Source organism: Corallococcus macrosporus, assembly GCF_017302985.1.
Classification (GTDB): Bacteria; Myxococcota; Myxococcia; order Myxococcales; family Myxococcaceae; genus Corallococcus; species Corallococcus macrosporus_A.
In genome coordinates this window covers 395,393-411,745 of sequence record NZ_JAFIMU010000007.1, presented here as the reverse complement: position 1 = coordinate 411,745, position 16,353 = coordinate 395,393, and the positions used below count along the sequence as shown (strand labels likewise).

The 16,353-nt window shown below is 69.4% G+C and carries 12 protein-coding genes; 2 read left to right on the top strand and 10 right to left on the bottom strand.

All coding sequences use genetic code 11. The features are described 5' to 3' along the window. Positions 1-10: 10 nt before the first annotated feature. Complete coding sequence (locus JYK02_RS13900) at positions 11-1,186, bottom strand: AI-2E family transporter (protein WP_207051409.1); 1,176 nt, start codon at positions 1,184-1,186, stop codon at positions 11-13. Between the two features lie 137 nt (positions 1,187-1,323). Here JYK02_RS13900 and JYK02_RS13895 point away from each other — a divergent pair, with 137 nt between their 5' ends. Further along, positions 1,324-1,740: a DoxX family protein gene (locus tag JYK02_RS13895; protein WP_207051408.1), complete on the top strand. Its 417-nt coding sequence runs from the start codon at positions 1,324-1,326 to the stop codon at positions 1,738-1,740. A gap of 10 nt (positions 1,741-1,750) precedes the next feature. Here JYK02_RS13895 and JYK02_RS13890 read toward each other — a convergent pair whose 3' ends face one another. Further along, positions 1,751-3,034, bottom strand: a complete 1,284-nt coding sequence (locus JYK02_RS13890) for a threonine/serine ThrE exporter family protein (RefSeq protein WP_207051407.1) — start codon at positions 3,032-3,034, stop codon at positions 1,751-1,753. A 136-nt stretch (positions 3,035-3,170) separates the two neighbouring features. Here JYK02_RS13890 and JYK02_RS13885 point away from each other — a divergent pair, with 136 nt between their 5' ends. After that, positions 3,171-3,980: a pseudouridine synthase gene (locus JYK02_RS13885; RefSeq protein ID WP_207051406.1), complete on the top strand. Its 810-nt coding sequence runs from the start codon at positions 3,171-3,173 to the stop codon at positions 3,978-3,980. Positions 3,981-3,992: 12 nt separating this feature from the next. Here JYK02_RS13885 and JYK02_RS13880 read toward each other — a convergent pair whose 3' ends face one another. The 8 genes from JYK02_RS13880 to JYK02_RS13845 all read right to left on the bottom strand — a co-directional run bounded on the left by JYK02_RS13880 (position 3,993) and on the right by JYK02_RS13845 (position 16,296). Next, a complete protein-coding gene (locus JYK02_RS13880; RefSeq protein WP_207051405.1) occupies positions 3,993-6,200 on the bottom strand; it encodes a protein kinase domain-containing protein in 2,208 nt (735 codons plus the stop codon). Positions 6,201-6,297: 97 nt separating this feature from the next. Then, entirely contained in the window at positions 6,298-6,510 is a 213-nt protein-coding gene (locus tag JYK02_RS13875; RefSeq protein ID WP_207051404.1) for a hypothetical protein, read from the bottom strand. A gap of 125 nt (positions 6,511-6,635) precedes the next feature. Next, positions 6,636-8,570: a serine/threonine protein kinase gene (locus tag JYK02_RS13870; RefSeq protein ID WP_207051403.1), complete on the bottom strand. Its 1,935-nt coding sequence runs from the start codon at positions 8,568-8,570 to the stop codon at positions 6,636-6,638. Between the two features lie 103 nt (positions 8,571-8,673). Beyond that, positions 8,674-10,554, bottom strand: a complete 1,881-nt coding sequence (locus tag JYK02_RS13865; protein WP_207051402.1) for a serine/threonine-protein kinase — start codon at positions 10,552-10,554, stop codon at positions 8,674-8,676. A gap of 62 nt (positions 10,555-10,616) precedes the next feature. Beyond that, positions 10,617-12,563 (bottom strand): serine/threonine-protein kinase, encoded by a 1,947-nt coding sequence (locus JYK02_RS13860; RefSeq protein WP_207051401.1) that lies wholly within the window; start codon positions 12,561-12,563, stop codon positions 10,617-10,619. Positions 12,564-12,650: 87 nt separating this feature from the next. After that, positions 12,651-13,544 (bottom strand): glycoside hydrolase family protein, encoded by an 894-nt coding sequence (locus JYK02_RS13855; RefSeq protein WP_207051400.1) that lies wholly within the window; start codon positions 13,542-13,544, stop codon positions 12,651-12,653. 24 nt (positions 13,545-13,568) lie between these two features. Then, on the bottom strand, positions 13,569-14,639 hold the full coding sequence (locus JYK02_RS13850) for an MBL fold metallo-hydrolase (RefSeq protein ID WP_207051399.1): 1,071 nt from the start codon (positions 14,637-14,639) through the stop codon (positions 13,569-13,571). A 112-nt stretch (positions 14,640-14,751) separates the two neighbouring features. Further along, entirely contained in the window at positions 14,752-16,296 is a 1,545-nt protein-coding gene (locus JYK02_RS13845; RefSeq protein WP_207051398.1) for an ELWxxDGT repeat protein, read from the bottom strand. Positions 16,297-16,353: the final 57 nt, after the last annotated feature.

Below are 16,353 nucleotides of genomic sequence, written 5' to 3'. Positions count from 1 at the left end.
GAGCCGCCCGTCAGTGATTGGACGGCGCGTCACCTTCCGTCAGGGGCGCGCCGGACTCCGTGGTGAGCACGACGCGCTGGGTCCCCGGCTGCACCGGTCCACCCGGGGTGGCCGGGTCGCCCAGCCGGGGGTTGGGCCGGCCGTAGTCGCGCTCGTAGATGCGCACCACGGAGAGGAAGAAGGCGACGATGAGGGGCCCCAGCAGCAGGCCCACCGTGCCGAACGCCGCCAGGCCGCCGAGCAGCGCGAAGAAGACGATGGCTCCGTGCTGGTTCATGCCCTTCCGGGCGAGCAGCGGCTTGACGACGTTGTCCACGAGCCCCACGACGACGACACCCCAGATGGCCAGGAAGAGGGCCGCCCACGGGTGACCGCTGAGGAACATCAGGCCCGCGGCGAAGAGCACCACCACCGCGGCGCCCACGGCGGGGATGAGGGCGAGGAAGAACGTGAGGCCCGCGAAGAACAGCGGCGCGGGCACCCCCACGATGAGGAAGCCGATGAGCGCGACCGCCGCCTGGACGCCCGCGGTGGCCACGGTGGAGACGAGCACCGACACGGAGGTGTTCTTGAACTCGTGCAACAGCTCCCGCGTCTGTCCGCGCCGCAGCGGGGACACGCTCTCGATCCACTGCACCAGCCGCGCGCCGTCGGTGAGGAAGAAGAAGAGCGCGATGAGCATCATCGTCGTCTGGAGGACGAGCGTGCCCGTGGCGGCCACCGCCCCCGTGACGGCCTTGGCGGCCGTGCCGCCCTGGGTGGTCACCTGCTCCTGGAGCTTCTGGTCGATCTGCTCCTCCTCCAGGGGGAGCCGTTCGATGAGCTTGCTCACCGGGCCCCGGACGCCGCTGGGCAGCTTCTCCACCAGGCCCGTCATGCCGTCCTTCTGCACGGTCTGGGACACGAAGCGGGCGCCCTCGGAGACCTCCGCGACGACGAACGCGGTGAGGCCGCCCAGGGGCAGCAGCAGCGCCAGCAGGATGCCGGTGACGATGAGGCCCGCGGACACGTTGCCGTGGCCGCGCAGCCGCTTCCGCAGCCGGCTGTGCAGGCCGTAGAAGGTGCCCGCCAGCACCGCCGCCAGGAAGAACGCCTCCGCGAAGGGCCGGATGACCAGGCACAGGAGGAGGATGGACAGGAGGATGAGACCCACGAAGACGCGTCGCGCTACCTGATCGGAGGCCATGGCCTTGCAAATTTAAGGAGCCGGACCTGTCGGCGGGAGCCTGCCCGGCCGGGATGACGCGGGAACATTCCCCCAGGCCTGCCCGCCTGTCTGCTCACCGGACTTGGGGGCGGCGAAGGGGGCGGTAGAGTGCGCGCATGCCGCCTTTTGACTCCGCCCGCTTCACCCTCTGGCTCCCGCAGCTCCTGTGCGCCGTCTTCCTGGCCATCCTCTTCCTGCAGTCCGGCCTGGACAAGGTCGTGGACTGGAAGGGCAACCTGGGCTGGCTGACGGGCCACTTCTCCAAGTCGCCCCTGAAGGGCGTGGTGACGCCGATGCTGGCGGTCATCACGCTGATGGAGCTGGCGTCCGGGGCGCTGAGCGCGGCGGGCGCGGTGGCGCTGCTGGTGAACGGCAACCCGTTCCTCGCGTACCTGGGCGCGGTGCTCTCCGCGCTGTCGCTGCTGGCCCTCTTCTTCGGCCAGCGCATGGCGAAGGAGTACGCGGGCGCCGCCGTGCTGGTGCCGTACTTCGTGGTCACCGTCGCGGCGGTGTACCTGCTGCGGCTGGCGTGAGCCCGGCCCGCTAGAGCACCTTGCGCGAGGGCATGATGGCGTTGGCGGACAGCAGGCCCGCCGCCAGCGCCACCGCGACCATCAGCATGGAGAAGGCCGTGTCCACGCCGGCCACCACGTCGCGCTCCAGCAGCGACGCGAGGCTGCGGAAGCCCACGCTGCCGGGCACGAGCAGCATCAGGCCCGGCACCACGGTGGTGACGGCGGGCCGGTTGCGCAGCCGCGCCAGCGCGTTGCTCCCGATGCCCAGGAGCAGCGCCCCCGCGAAGGCGCCCAGCTGAGGCCCCAGCAGCAGTGCTCCCAGTCGCGCGCCCATGAACGCGGCGGCGCCGGCCAGGGCAATCCATCCCCAGTCGCGCGGCCGGGCGCGGAAGAGCACCGCGATGGCGAAGCCCGCCACCACCAGCGCGACGACGGCCGTGCCGGGCGGCAGCACCGCGGGCAGGGGCGGCGTGGGCACCGGAGGCAGCACCGTGGCCACGCGGCTGCCCAGGGCCGCGCCGAAGCCCAACTGCAGGAAGATGAGCGCGGCGTGGGTGAGGCGCGACGTGCCGGAGATGAGGTTGCGCGTGGCCACCTCGTTGACGGCGACGGTGAGCGTGAGGCCGGGCAGGAGGACGATGAGTCCCGCGAGCGTAGCCACCTCGCCGTGCAGCGGGCCGAAGAAGTGGGCCGCGATGCCCGCGAACGCGGCGGACAGCACGGCCGCCACGGGCTCCAGCACCCGCGCCGTGGTGGGCTGCTTGCGCGTCACCAGGTCCAGCACGCCGATGGCCAGGCTGCTGAAGCCAGACACGCCCATCTCCTTCCAGCCACCGCCGAAGAGCAGGGCCGCGGACGCGCCCGCCAGCATCCAGCAGAGCAACTGGAGGGCGGGGCCGTAGCGCGGCGGCCGGGCGAGGATGTCCTCCACGCGGGTGGCGCCCTCCGCTGGCGTGAGGCGTCCCTGGATGACGTCGTCCGCGAGCATGTCCAGGAGGATGAGGCGCTCCAGGTCCATGTCGCCGGGCTCCACGCGGATGAGGCTGGTGCGCAGGTCCTCGGGCGGGCCGAAGGAGGCGAAGATGGAGGTGGGCGTGGAGAAGAAGCGGGCCTCCAGGCCCAGCCGCTCGCTCACCCGCAGCATCAGCCCTTCCAGGCGGTGGGCGGGCGTGCCGTGGCGGTGCAGGGCCTGGCCCAGGCGCAGCACGAAGGCCACCGCGGGGCCGGGAGGTGGGGGCGCGAGCGCGGCGGCGAACTCGGGCGGCACATCAGCGGTTTCGGGAGGGCGCGTGGACACGACGGGCGCGCACATGCGCAGAGCCGCCGGGGCGAGTCAAACGGCATGGCGCCGCGCCGGAAGCCCACCTGCTCGCTCCAATGTGCGGGGTGCTCGGGGAATCCCCAGGCGTGACACATCTGATACAGCAGGTGGGAACCCGGGAGGACGCATGGCGCGCAAGCAACGGACGCCGCGATGGCTGGAGGCCGCGAGGCGCAGGGGGCCGGAAGCCCCCTCGGGCCCGGGCGCGGACTGGCTGGCGCGAGCGCTGGGCCGGGCGGGCGTGCTGCCCCGGGCCGAGGCCGAGCAGGCCATCCGCGACGGCCGCGTGGAGGTGGACGGCCGCGTGGAGCGGGAGCCGTTCGCGCCGGTGGGGGAGGGGACGCGGGTGCGCGTGGACGGCGTGGAGCGCGCGCTGACGCGCGAGGTGCGCGTGTTGATGTTCCACAAGCCCGCGGGGCCGGTGGTGCACGGCTCGGATCCGGAGGGTGTGGGCACTGTCTTCGAAAGCCTGCGCGCGGTGCTGACGCCGGAGCTTCAGGGCTTCGAGTGGTACGCGGTGGGCCGCCTGGACCGCGACACCACGGGGCTCCTGCTCTTCACCAACGACGAACGGCTGGTGCGGCACGCGACGGCGCCGGAGACACACCTGCCCAAGCGGTACGTGGCGCGCGTGGAGGGGCAGCCTCCGGAGGCGGCGCTCACGCGACTGCGAGAGGGATTGACGCTGGAGGACGGCCCCACGCGTCCGGCGGAAGCCGCGCTCCGCGCACCCGGCGTGGTGGAGCTCACGCTCACGGAAGGGCGGCACCACCAGGTGAAGCGGATGCTCGCGGCGGTGGGGCACCCGGTGCTCACGCTGCACCGTGAAGCAGTGGGGCGGGTGGCGCTGGACGTGGCGGAAGGGGCCGTCCGCGAGCTGACGGCAGGGGAAGTAACAGAGGGGCTGGGGTTCCAGCCCGGCGCGGATGGCGCATAGCCAGGGGCGCACTCAGGGCGCGAAGGGCGCAAGCTGCTGGAGGACCTCGCGAGCGCTGGCGGCCTCGGCGCCCCGGGGCTCCAGGGACAGGTACTTCTTGAGGGCGCGAGCTGCTGGGTCCAATTTGTTCGTGCAGTGGTGCGCCATTCCCAGCCAGTACCATTGCTTCGCACGAGTCGGGGCCTCGGCGACCAGCTTCGAGAGCAGCTCCGTGGCCTCCTGGCAGTCCCCGTGCTCACCCGTCTGGGTCAGCAGGATGGCCAGTCCAGTCCTGGCCTCAACGGAACTTCGTCTGAGCATGAAGGCAGCCCGGTAGTGATTGATTGCTTCCTGGGGCTGCTCCTTCTTGACGGCCCTGCGGGCGGCCGACAGCGACTGCGCGAAATCATAGAATTGCGGCGGCGGCTCCGGGGCAACGGGGGTAGCGATTCCCATGCCACGCAACAGGTCTGCGACACGTTGGCGCAAGGGCTCATCCTCGGAGGCCAGGAGCACGAACTTCTGGTAGTGCTCGGCGCTTTCAGCTGGCTTCTCCAGCCGCGCGTTCGCCATCCCGAGCAGCAGCTGGCACTCCGCGTCTTCGGGATACTGCGCCTCGCACTGGGCTGCCAGGTCGAGGGCCAGGAGGTACGCACGCCGATCCAGCAGCTCACGAACCCGCGAGTGGAAAGAGGGGAGGGCAAGGGCCGCGGCCTGCGCAAGCATGGGTTCTCCCAACGCCGCGGTCACGGAATCCCTCCGCGAATCCTTTGGGTTCGCGCAGGCGAGGAACGCCCGGTAGTGGAGCGCGCTCTCCGGGAAGTTGCCGAGTTGTCGGTAGCTGCTCGCCATCATCAGGTGGCAGTCAGCGTCCTCTGGCTGCGCCTGGAGGCAGGACTTCGCGAGTTCCAAATCCTGGCGGGCCTTCTCCTCCCGGAGCTGAGAAGGCTTACCGGTGGTGACCTGTATCTCCGCATCCGGCCCGGCCTCCGGCGATGGATGCGTTGTTTGCGCTGTGTCCTCCGCGAGGGTCGGCAAGGCACTGCCCAGGACGAACATGGCCCAACTCACGCTGGCCACCAGGAAGACGAACCCCAACCGAAGCAGCCACTTTCTTGAAGCCGGGGCTGACGCCGCGGGTGCATCGGGCCTGGCGGTGACAGGCTGCGGCGCGTCGACCTGCCCGGTCTGGATGGGGGCACGGGGCTTGACGGCTGGTTTGACGAGTGGCGGCGCGGGCTTGTTCCATCCCGCCAAATCGTCGCGAAAGGTCTCGGGCACCGGCAGCTCCCTGCCTTCCTGTGCCAGGTCCTGCTTGAACAACTCCCTCAGCAGATGGGCAAGGCTCAATGAAGAGAGTCGGGGAAAGCTTGCGTGGAGGAAGCCCGCGAGCGCATCTCCGAACGCATGGCTGGATTCAAAGCGCTGCTCCCGGTCCGAGGTCAGCGCCTTCCTCACGATGTCATTCAGCTCCCGCGGAAGCTCCGGCCGGAGCACGCTCGGCGCGGGAATCTCTCCATGCGCCACGCGCATCATCACCACGTGGGGTGGCCCCTCCACGGGCAGCTTTCCGCAGAGCAACTCATACAGCACGACGCCCGTGGCCCAGACGTCCGTGCGCGCATCCACGTCCTCTCCGCGCGCCTGTTCCGGAGAGAAGAAGAGGTACTTGCCCTTCACCACGCCGGGCGCTGTCTTGAAGCCACGGATGAGTTGCGCCTTCGCGATGCCGAAGTCGACGATCTTGACCTGACCCTCGTAACCCAGGAGCACGTTGTCCGGAGAGATGTCCCGGTGGACGATGCCCAGGGCCCGGCCGCTGCTGTCCGTGCGCGTGTGCGCGTAGTGCAGGCCCCGGCACATCTCCATCGCGATGAACACGGCGACGGGAATGGGCAGGGGACCCATTCCGCTCTTCATCGCGCGCTTGAGCACGCGGTGCAGCGGCTGGCCATCCACGAACTCCATGGCCAGGAAGTACTCCCCGTCCACGCGACCGAAGTCGAAGACCTGCGCGACGTTGCCGTGCGACAGCGTGGCGGAGATGCGCGCCTCGCTGATGAACATGGAGATGAAGGCTTCGTCGTTGGCGTACTCGGGCAGGACCTTCTTGATGAGCACCGGCTTCGTGACGCCCGCGTCACCTACCAGTTGGGCACGCCACGTCTCCGCCATACCGCCCCGGCCCAGCCAGGAGACCAGCTCATACCGTCCGAAGGTGTCTCCCGCTTGCAGTGCCATGCGTTGGGCATCTTAAGCGAGGATTCAACGGGCTGTGGCAACGAGTGACGGCCTCACCCCGGCCCGCCAGGATGGCGAACCAGGGTGGGCCTCAGGTTCAATCCACCGCGCCGCAGATGTTGCGCACGCAGCAGGCCCAACACGCCTCGAAGGTCTGTCCATCGTTCTGACAGGCGGCGAGGCACGCAGACATCTCCGGCGTGATGCTCGGGACCGGGGCGTCCTTGGACGGACTGGACGCACTGGCGGAGGCGCCTCCGAGGACAAGGCCAAACAGGAACACGCTGGTGGTGAGCAGCTTTCTCTTCATGGTGGGATCCTTTGGAAGAGCGCCCGAGGGGTGGGCGTGATGCCATTGTATCCCTGGCGGCAATGCCTTGTTGCTCAGGCTGGGAATGGATGTGTTGGATTGGACTGTTGCCGCCGCTGTAGGGCCTACTCCTGACGACGCTGCACTTCCTTGAGCTGGTTGTAGAGGGTCCGCACTTCCTTGAGGGTCGGCGTCTTGCTGCCGCCCTCGTTGAACCCCTCCACGAGCGTGCCGTAGCGCTGACACTGCAGCCCCATGGCCTCGCAGCTGTGGTTCTTCTCGAGCGTCAGGAAGAGCGCCTTTGTCTTCGCCCATTCCCTCTCCAATTCGATGAATGCATGGCCCTCCACGGAAGCGCGGGAGGGTGACGAATTCGATTTCGACATCTCCCCCAAGGCCCTGATGACAAGATCTCTCTTGGGGTAGCCTTCGGGGGTGAGTGTCAGGAATGTCTCGTAGGACTGCTCGCTCTTCTTGTGGTCTTTGAGCGTGGCGTAGACGACGCCAAGCATGAGGTAGCACTCTGGAGTCTTGGGCATCTTGAGTGCGCAGGCTTCTGACATCCTTAGCGCTGCTGGGGCGTCCACTTTGGATAGTCTCAGGACTTCACGCTGTATCGCGTCGATTGAGCTGGGCAGGACGACGTCCGTCGTGCTTGAGGCCGTGGTCTCGTCGGAAGTCTGTGGAGCCTGGTGGGCATCGGTTTCAGGCGGAGTCTGGGGGACTTCCGCGGGTTGCGGAGGCGCCTCGGCTCGCTTCTCCGGTGTGACCGGCGGCGGGGATTGCTGCTCGGTGACTGGCGCACGGATGGGTGTGGGCGGCGGGGCTCCCACGGTGGCCCCGGAGGAATGCGCATCCATGAGGAGCCACAGGCTCGCGCCCACGACCAGCAGTCCTCCCACGCTCAGCCCGTAGAGCAGCGGGCGCGGGGTGCCAGATGCCGCCGCGATGGACCGCGGCTGGGTGGTCTCCGTGACATGCGGGTTGACCGGCCGGAGACGCCGGGTCTGACGCCCGGTGGCGGGCGGCGGTGTCACCGCCTCCTCGGGTGCGGCCTGCGCTCTCCAGGCCTTCAGCTCCTCCAGGAAGGACCCCGGCACGGACAGCTCGCGGCCTTCGTTCGCCAGGTCGCCCCGGAACAGCACGCGCAACAGGTGCGCGATGGTCATGGAGGAGAAGCGCGGGAAGTTCGAATACAGGAACCCCGCCAGCGCGTCCCCGAACGCGTGGCTGGATTCAAAGCGCTGCTCCCGGTCCGGGGTCAGCGCCTTCCTCACGATGTCATTCAACTCCTGCGGAAGCTCCGGCCGAAGCACGCTCGGAGCGGGAATCTCCCCACGCGCCACGCGCATCATCACCACGTGGGGTGGCCCCTCCACCGGCAGCTTCCCGCAGAGCAACTCATACAGCACGACGCCCGTGGCCCAGACGTCCGTGCGCGCATCCACGTCCTCTCCGCGCGCCTGCTCCGGAGAGAAGAAGAGGTACTTGCCCTTCACCACGCCCGGCGCCGTCTTGAAGCCGCGCAGCAGCTGCGCCTTCGCGATGCCGAAGTCGACGATCTTGACCTGACCCTCGTAACCCAGGAGCACGTTGTCCGGAGAGATGTCCCGGTGGACGATGCCCAGCGGCCGGCCAGTGCTGTCCGTGCGCGTGTGCGCGTAGTGAAGCCCCCGGCACATCTCCATCGCGATGAACACGGCCACCGGAATGGGCAGCGCACCCAGCTCACTCTTCATCGCCCGCTTGAGGACGCGGTGCAGCGGCTGGCCATCCACGAACTCCATGGCCAGGAAGTACTCTCCATCCACGCGGCCGAAGTCGAAGACCTGCGCGACGTTGCCGTGTGACAGCGTGGCGGAGATGCGCGCCTCGCTGATGAACATGGAGATGAAGGCTTCGTCGTTGGCGTACTCGGGCAGGACCTTCTTGATGAGGACCGGCTTCGTGACGCCCGCGTCACCTACCAGTTGGGCACGCCACGTCTCCGCCATACCGCCCCGGCCCAGCCAGGAGACCAGCTCATATCGTCCGAAGACGTCGCCCGCTTGGAGTGCCATGGGTGGGGCATCTTAAACCCATATTCCAGGGATGGCAGAATCCCGACTGCCTTTCTGCCTGCCTGGCCGCCTGGGATGTCAGCGAGTGGAAGTCCCTGACCGCTCAATCCGTGGCGCCGCTCCTCCCAAGCACCTCCAGGACGCGCGCCCGGCGGGGATGGTCCACGGGGGCGAGCTTCAGGAAGGTCTCGTAGTGCTGCGTGCTCTCACGCGAATGGTTCATCTTCGCGTGCACGTCCCCGAGCATGAGGTGACATTCCGGCACGCCTGGATTGTTCCTCGCACAGTCATTGGCGGCTTCCAGGGCCGCGTCATAGTCCTGGCTCTGGAGCAGACCGGAGAACTGCTGCTGCTTCGTCTTCACGAGCGAGGTGACCTTCTGTTGCACCTCCTGCCGCTTGGAGTCGAGCAGCCCCAGGACGCCCTTCCTGGGTGCGGGAGCTGCTTCCACGACGGCGGGAGGCGGCTCCTGGACGGCGCTGGCCGCGACGACCGTCGGCGGCGCGGGCTTCTCCTCGATGACAGGGACCGGCTGCGGCTCCTCGGGCTGGACGCGCTGGGGGGCGCGGACGGGACGGGTGGAGGACTTCCGGGTGGAATGCGCGGGCTTCGCGGGCGCTGGCGCCTCGATGTGCTCCGCCGGCGCCACCGCCACCGCTTCCGGTGGTTCCTCCACGGGGGCTTGCGCGGGCGGCTCGGCCTTCGGCGCGGGCGCTGCGACCGCGACCTGCTGCGCGACCGGCGATGCGACGGGCGCAGGGGCGCGGGCGTCCATCAGGAACCACAGACCGGCTCCCACCACGGCCAGGCCTCCCACCGCGCTCGCGCCGTAGAGCGCCTTGCGAGAGGTGCGGGCTGGCAGGGTGGGGGCGGCGTCGGGCTGCGTGGTCTCCGTCGCCGGAGGCTTCGCAACGGCGCGCACGATCCGCCGGGTCTGGACCTGCTCCGGCGGCGGGGCATCCAGCAGCTTCGTGAGCGCGGGCGCTCCCCACTGCTTCGCCTCGCCGCGGAACTCAGGGGGCACGGCCAGCTCGCGGCCTTCGTTCATCAGGTCCGCGCGGAACAGCACGCGCAGGAGGCTCGCGAGGCTCAGCGAGGAGAAGCGCGGGTAGTGGGCATGGAGGAAGCCCGCCAGCGCATCTCCGAAGGCATGGCTGGTCGCGAAGCGTCGCTTGCGGTCCGGCGCCAGCGCCTTCATCACCAGGTCGTTCAGCTCCTTCGGCAGGTCCGGCCGCAGCTCCGTGGGCGCGGGGAGCTGTCCGTGGGCAATCTTCATCATCACCGTCTGGGGCGGCCCATCCACCGGAAGCTTCGCGCACAGCAGCTCGTACAGCACGATGCCCGTGGCCCAGACGTCCGTGCGCGCGTCCACCTCTTCCCCGCGCGCCTGCTCCGGGGAGAAGAAGAGGTACTTGCCCTTCACCACCCCGGGCTCCGTCTTGAAGCCGCGCAGCAGCTGCGCCTTCGCGATGCCGAAGTCGACGATCTTGACCTGGCCCTCGTAGCTGACGAGCACGTTGTCCGGGGAGATGTCGCGGTGGACGATGCCCAGGGGCTTCCCGCTGCCATCCGTGCGCGTGTGCGCGTAGTGCAGGCCCCGGCACATCTCCATCGCGATGAAGACAGCCACCGGAATGGGCAGCGCACCCAGGCCCGCCTTCAGCGCGCGCTTGAGCATCTTGTCGAGCGGCTTGCCGTCGACGAACTCCATGGCGAGGAAGTACTCGTCCTCCACCTGCCCGAAGTCGAAGACCTGCGCGACGTTGCCATGGGACAGCGTGGCGGAGATGCGCGCCTCGCTGATGAACATGGAGATGAAGGCCTCGTCGTCCGCGTACTCGGGCAGGACCTTCTTGATGAGCACGGACTTGGTGACACCCGCGGCGCCCATCAATTGCGCGCGCCACGTCTCCGCCATGCCGCCCCGGCCCAGCCAGGACACCAGTTCGTACCTTCCGAAGGTATCTCCGGCGCGCAGTTCCATATGGGGCGCGCATCCTATCCGGAACGCGTGAAACCCCGAATGCAGGCTCCCTGCCTGCCGGGCTAGGGACCTGTTGCCCGCAGCGCGACGAGCTTCCGCAGGACAGAGGGGCGCAGGCGATGGTCCGCGGGCGCCAACGCCAGGAAGCGCTCATAGCTTCGCGCGCCCTTCGCTCCCTGGTTCATCCTCGCCAGGACGTCGCCCTGCAACAGGTGACACTCCGGCTCACGGGGCAGGCTCGTGACGCATCGGGTGGCGGCGTCGAGCGCTTCCTTCAACTGGCCCCGGCTCAGGTTCATCAGGACGGCGTTGCGCGACGACTCCAGCTCCGCCTCGCTGGCGGGCGTGGACTCCATCGGCTTGCGCAGCGGCAGGTCCGCCAGCCGGTCCGCGACCGCGCTCCGCCGGATGTCCGTGGTGGGGGCGCGCTCCAGGAAGGCCTGGTAGTGAAGCACGCTTTTGTCGAAGGCCCGGAGCCGTTCGTAGGCGAAGCCCGCGGCCAGCCGGCAGTCCGCGTTGTCAGGCAGCGCGTCCACACAGGTCTGGACCAGCTTCGCGGCCCGGGGCAGGTCCTTGCTGCTCTTGCCCAGGCGATACACGTCCTCGAGCAGCTTGCGCACCCGCGTCTCATCCCACTCATTGACCGGAGGTGGTGGAGTCGAAGGCTCAGGCTCAGGCTCAGGCGCAGGCGGCTCGGGGAGCTGCTCCACCACCAGCACCCCGGCATCCACGACCTTGGCCTGGGGCGGCGGCTCCTGAACCGGCGCGTTCCGGAACCGGGTCCACCAGGCGCCACCCCCCAGCGCGAGCAGCGCCGCACCGCCCAGCGCGAGCCCCACCCAGGGCGCGCGGGAGCGGCGGACGGGCGACACCTCGGCCGTGGGCAGCGCGGGGGCCTCTTCCTCCTGCGACTCGCGCGTGACGATGACCGCCGCGGTGGCGGGGCGAGGCGGCGGCTTCAGGGCCCGGATGTGGCGGACCGTGGGGATCCGATCCTGCGCCACGGGCTGGCGCCAGGCCTTGAGCTCCTCCAGGAAGTCCTCTGGGACCGCCAGCTCCCGGCCTTCGTTCAGCAGGTCTCCGCGGAACAGCACCCGCAGCAGGTGCGCGAGGCTCAAGGACGAGAAGCGCGGATGGTTCGCATACAGGAACTCCGCCAGGGCGTCCCCGAACGCGTGGCTGGTGGCGTAGCGCTGCGCCGGATCCGGGTTCAACGCCTTGAGGACGATGCGGTCGAGCGCCTCCGGCAGGTCCGGCCGCACCTGGCTCAACGGGGGAATCTCCCCGTGAGCAATCTTCGTCATCACGACGTGGGGCGGGCCGTCCACGGGCAGCCGGCCGCAGAGCAACTCATACAGCACGACGCCGGTGGCCCAGATGTCCGTGCGCGCGTCCACCTCTTCCCCGCGCGCCTGCTCCGGGGAGAAGAAGAGGTACTTGCCCTTCACCACGCCCGGCGCCGTCTTGAAGTTGCGCAGCAGCTGCGCCTTGGCGATGCCGAAGTCGACAATCTTGACCTGGCCCTCGTAGCTGACGAGCACGTTGTCCGGGGAGATGTCGCGGTGGACGATGCCCAGGGGCTTCCCGCTGCTGTCCGTGCGCGTGTGCGCGTAGTGCAGGCCCCGGCACATCTCCATCGCGACGAAGACGGCGACGGGGACGGGCAGGGCGGGCATCCCGCTGCGCATCGTGCGCTTGAGCACCTTGTCGAGCGGCTTGCCGTCGACGAACTCCATGGCGAGGAAGTACTCGTTCTCCACCTGGCCGAAGTCGTAGACCTGCGCGATGTTGCCGTGCGACAGCGTGGCGGAGATGCGCGCCTCGCTGATGAACATGGAGATGAAGGCTTCGTCGTCCGCGTACTCGGGCAGGACCTTCTTGATGAGCACGGACTTGGTGACGCCCGCGGCGCCCATCAACTGGGCATGCCACGTCTCCGCCATGCCGCCCCGGCCCAGCCAGGACACCAGCTCATACCTTCCGAAGGTGTCTCCTGCCTCAAGAGTCATCCGGGGCGCACCTTAACTCCAGAATCCCGGAAGCGACGAATAGACGCCCCCACGCCTGCCCCACATGGAGGCCAGTGCCTCCCTGCGTCATGGGGCCGGCTTCTCTGCGCCCGCGGCCAGCGTGACGTACAGGTGACCCAGCTCCGTCAGCTCCCCGGAGGCGCCCAGCAGGTTGATGGAGGGGATTTCATTGTTGCGTCCGGAGAACCACGCGTAGCGCTCGATGGCGGGCTCCGACTCCAGATAGCCAATGGCATCCACCATGTACTGCTTCTGCACGGCCACGGTGATTTCGTCATGAGGACGGTCGCCGCACGCGAACTCCGTCAGCCAGAGGGGCTTGTTGTACTTCTTGAACTGCCCCACGTACCACTTGAGCGCCCCTACGTCGCACGCGTACCAGTGGATGGCGATGGCATCCACCTGGCAGTTCGCGCACGCCTTGAAGAAGGCATCCAGGTACACGACGGGGTCGGTGAAGGTGACGCCGTCCTCGGACACGCAGTCGCCGCAGTAGTTCACCGCCGGTGACACCAGCTTGAGTCCCTTGCGGCGGGCCACCTCTTCCAGCACGGGCCACAGCGCCGCGGCCTGGCGGGGTGTCTTGTTCGCCTGGGATTTGAAGTTGGGCTCGTTGAACCCCAGCAGGTATTTCGCGCCCGCCGGGATCTCCGACTCGAGCTGGGCCACCGTGGGCGTGCCGCCCCAGGCCATGGGCACGAAGGAGACGTTCTCGGAGACGTAGACGCTGGCGGCGCCCGCCTCGGGACGGGGGGACCAGTTGTACCACCAGCTCATCCCGGGGGAGAGCGCCTTCAGGTCCTCCGCCGAGTGATAGCCATACCCGAGGCCCCGCTTCGCGCTCTTCGTCACGACGGGGGCCGGGTCGTCTGTCTGCGATTGGGACCCGGCCGCGGGGTCACACGCCAGCAGCGGTGACAGCAGGACAGCGAGGGACAGCGCGAGGGGGGCGCGGGTCATGGGCGCGACTCTACGCCCAATGCCTCACGGCGCCAGCCGGGGCACGAGCCGGGGCTCGCCGACCTCTCGCCACCACGGCGTCACGCCCTCCACGCGCGAGGGCTCCAGGCCGCGGCCCAGGCCCGGCGTGAACAGGCGCACCTGCTGCTCCGTGGCCAGCCGCACCAGCGTCTCCACGGGCTCATCCCAGGCGTGCAGCGCCAGGTTGAAGGTGCCCCAGTGCACCGGCATCAGCGTGCCGCCGCCCAGCATCGCGTGCGCCTTGAGCGCGTTCTCCGGGCCCAGGTGGATGCCGCCCCAGCTCGGGTGGAACGCGCCCACCTCCAGCATCACCAGGTCGAAGGGGCCACACCTGCGGCCAATCTCCTCGAACTCCGGGGTGAGGCCGGTGTCGCCGCTGAAGAACAGCCGGTGCTTGTCGGTGGTGAGCACCCACGACGCCCACAGCGTGGAGTTGCGGTCGCCCAGGCCCCGTCCGGAGAAGTGCTGCGAGGGCGCCGCGCGGAAGGACACCGGGCCCACGCGGTGCTCCTCCCACCAGTCCAGCTCCGTGATCAGCTCCGGCGCCACGCCGAAGGCCTCCAGGTGGCGGCCCACGCCCAGCGCGGTGACGAAGGGCACGCGCCGCTTCGCCAGCGCCTGGATGGTGCTCCGGCACAGGTGGTCGTAGTGGTCGTGTGACACCAGCACCGCGTCCAGGTCCGGCAGCGCGTCCACCGGCACGGGCGTGGCGTGGAAGCGCTTGGGGCCCGCGAAGGACACGGGCGAGGCCCGGTCGCCGAAGACGGGGTCGGTGAGCACGCGCGCCCCGTCCACCTCCAGCAGCATCGTGCTGTGGCCCAGCCACGTGACGCGCAGGCCCGTGTCCGGCGCGCGGGCCCAGGTGCCGCGCGGATCCTCCACCGGCAGCGGCGCGGGCGGGGTGCGCTGCGTGCCGCCGAAGAAGTACTCGCCCAGGAGCGGCAGCGGGTTGCCCTGGAGGCCGGGCCCCACGGGGGCGGTGTTGCGGAAGCCCTGGCCCTCGAACTGACGGGAGGCCCGGCTGCGTTCAAGGCGGAGTCCCGAGCGGCGCGCGCTGTCACTGACGGTGGGCATGCGCGGGTGTGTAACACCCACGCTCCGCCCTGGCACGGTCACCCGCCTGGAGACCGGGCGGGCCAGCGTCCCCGCGTCCGGTACCGGCCGGGGCGGGGAGGCGGGAAAAGACCTACAGGGCGTCGTCCGGCGCCACGCAGGTGTTGCTGAGCGCGCTGGACCACAGCTGCGCGTTCAGCGTTTCGTCATAGGCGCTGAAGTAGACGCGGTTGCCCTGACGGAAGAACTCGCGCGGGTAGGAGGAGTCCCCCTGGGCCGGCGCGGCGATGTTCTTGAGGCGGCGCGTCCCGCCCGTCGTGCCGTTGCTCACCCAGGGCTCGATGCCCGTCGCGGGGTCGTAGGCGCTGAAGAAGACCAGGTTGTCCGCCACCGCGTACACCGGCGAGCTGTACTCGTCCGACAGGCTCAGCGGCCGGCGCAGCAGGGTGGTGCCCCCGGCGGTGCCGTTCGTCACCCAGAGCTGCGTGTCGCGCGGCGCCGGACCGTCACTGCCGATGGCCACGGAGAAGTACAGCCGGGAGCCGCCCGGCACCTGGCTCACGGCGTCGATGTACGGGAACGCCGGGCCCTGCGACGCGTAGTCATTGGGCAGCGTGAAGACGGGCTCCGGGTTCCCGCCCGCGAGCGGCACGCGGTAGAGCACCATGTACTGGGTGCTGTAGCTGGTCGTCGTGACGTACGCGTGCGCACCCAGCGCGCCCAGCACGCGCATGGACCGCGTGGAGCCGAACGACGCCAGCCGCAGCGTGCCGGCCGCCGTGCCGTCCGACTTCCACAGCTCCGACAGGCCGGTGCTCTCGTCCAGCTTGAAGAGGGTGAGCGCGCCGGAGGTGCGCACGTCGTTCGGGAAGGTGTTGGGGCCCGCATCCAGCCGCTTCAACTGGACGGTGCCCGTGGCGGTGCCGTCCGTGCGCCACAGCGAGATGCCACCCTCCAGCTCGCGCACGAAGAACAGCAGCGCGTTGCCTGGCTTCGCGTCCAGGTAGCTCACCTCCACGCGGGTGCCGAAGTCGCGCAGGCGCACCGTGCCCGCGGCGGTGCCGTCGGACTTCCACAGCTCGTAGCGCGTGGTGAAGACGGTGGTGTCGAACACCTCCCGGAAGAACACGAGCGTGGAGCCCGCCGCCGTCAGGTGCGTCAGGTACGAGTCCTCCGAGCCCGGCGTGAGGTCCCGCACCACGTGGGTGCCGGCCGTCGTCCCGTCACTCACCCACAGCTCGTTGCCGTGCACCGAGTCCGGCGCTTGGAAGAAGAGCTGCGTCGGGGTGGCGGTGAGTTGTGACAGGCGCGGCGTCGAGGTGCCGTCCGTCGCCGAAAAGCTTCGCACCGGCGTGGTGCCCGCGTCCGTGCCGGTGCTCCGCCACAGGCCGCGGCGGCCGTCCTCGAAGTTCACCGCGAAGTGCAGCGTCCCCTGGAAGGACTCGAAGTCCCCCGGGCCCATCGCGAAGCGCGGGATGCCCAGCTCCGAAGGGGGGAGGATGGTCTTCACCCGCTGGGTGCCCGCGTCGGTGGGAAGGCAGAGGGCCTCCGCCGTCACGTCCGGGGCCGAGGTAGGCTCCTGTGCGAGGCCCGCTTCCGTCTGCTCCTCGGGAAGCGCCCCGCCGCAGCCCACCCCCACCACCAGCAAAGACATCACCCACCCGCCGCGCCAACCCATGCCACACCCCTTCAAAAAGGCCTGGGAGGGAGGGTGTGTCGCGCAAGGGGTTGCGCC

Coding starts and splice junctions, on each gene's coding strand:
- JYK02_RS13900 (WP_207051409.1), bottom strand. CDS start 1,186: ATGGCCTCCGATCAGGTAGCGCGACGCGTCTTCGTGGGTCTCATCCTC.
- JYK02_RS13855 (WP_207051400.1), bottom strand. CDS start 13,544: ATGACCCGCGCCCCCCTCGCGCTGTCCCTCGCTGTCCTGCTGTCACCG.
- JYK02_RS13875 (WP_207051404.1), bottom strand. CDS start 6,510: ATGAAGAGAAAGCTGCTCACCACCAGCGTGTTCCTGTTTGGCCTTGTC.
- JYK02_RS13895 (WP_207051408.1), top strand. CDS start 1,324: ATGCCGCCTTTTGACTCCGCCCGCTTCACCCTCTGGCTCCCGCAGCTC.
- JYK02_RS13880 (WP_207051405.1), bottom strand. CDS start 6,200: ATGGCACTGCAAGCGGGAGACACCTTCGGACGGTATGAGCTGGTCTCC.
- JYK02_RS13860 (WP_207051401.1), bottom strand. CDS start 12,563: ATGACTCTTGAGGCAGGAGACACCTTCGGAAGGTATGAGCTGGTGTCC.
- JYK02_RS13845 (WP_207051398.1), bottom strand. CDS start 16,296: ATGGGTTGGCGCGGCGGGTGGGTGATGTCTTTGCTGGTGGTGGGGGTG.
- JYK02_RS13850 (WP_207051399.1), bottom strand. CDS start 14,639: ATGCCCACCGTCAGTGACAGCGCGCGCCGCTCGGGACTCCGCCTTGAA.
- JYK02_RS13885 (WP_207051406.1), top strand. CDS start 3,171: ATGGCGCGCAAGCAACGGACGCCGCGATGGCTGGAGGCCGCGAGGCGC.
- JYK02_RS13890 (WP_207051407.1), bottom strand. CDS start 3,034: ATGTGCGCGCCCGTCGTGTCCACGCGCCCTCCCGAAACCGCTGATGTG.
- JYK02_RS13865 (WP_207051402.1), bottom strand. CDS start 10,554: ATGGAACTGCGCGCCGGAGATACCTTCGGAAGGTACGAACTGGTGTCC.
- JYK02_RS13870 (WP_207051403.1), bottom strand. CDS start 8,570: ATGGCACTCCAAGCGGGCGACGTCTTCGGACGATATGAGCTGGTCTCC.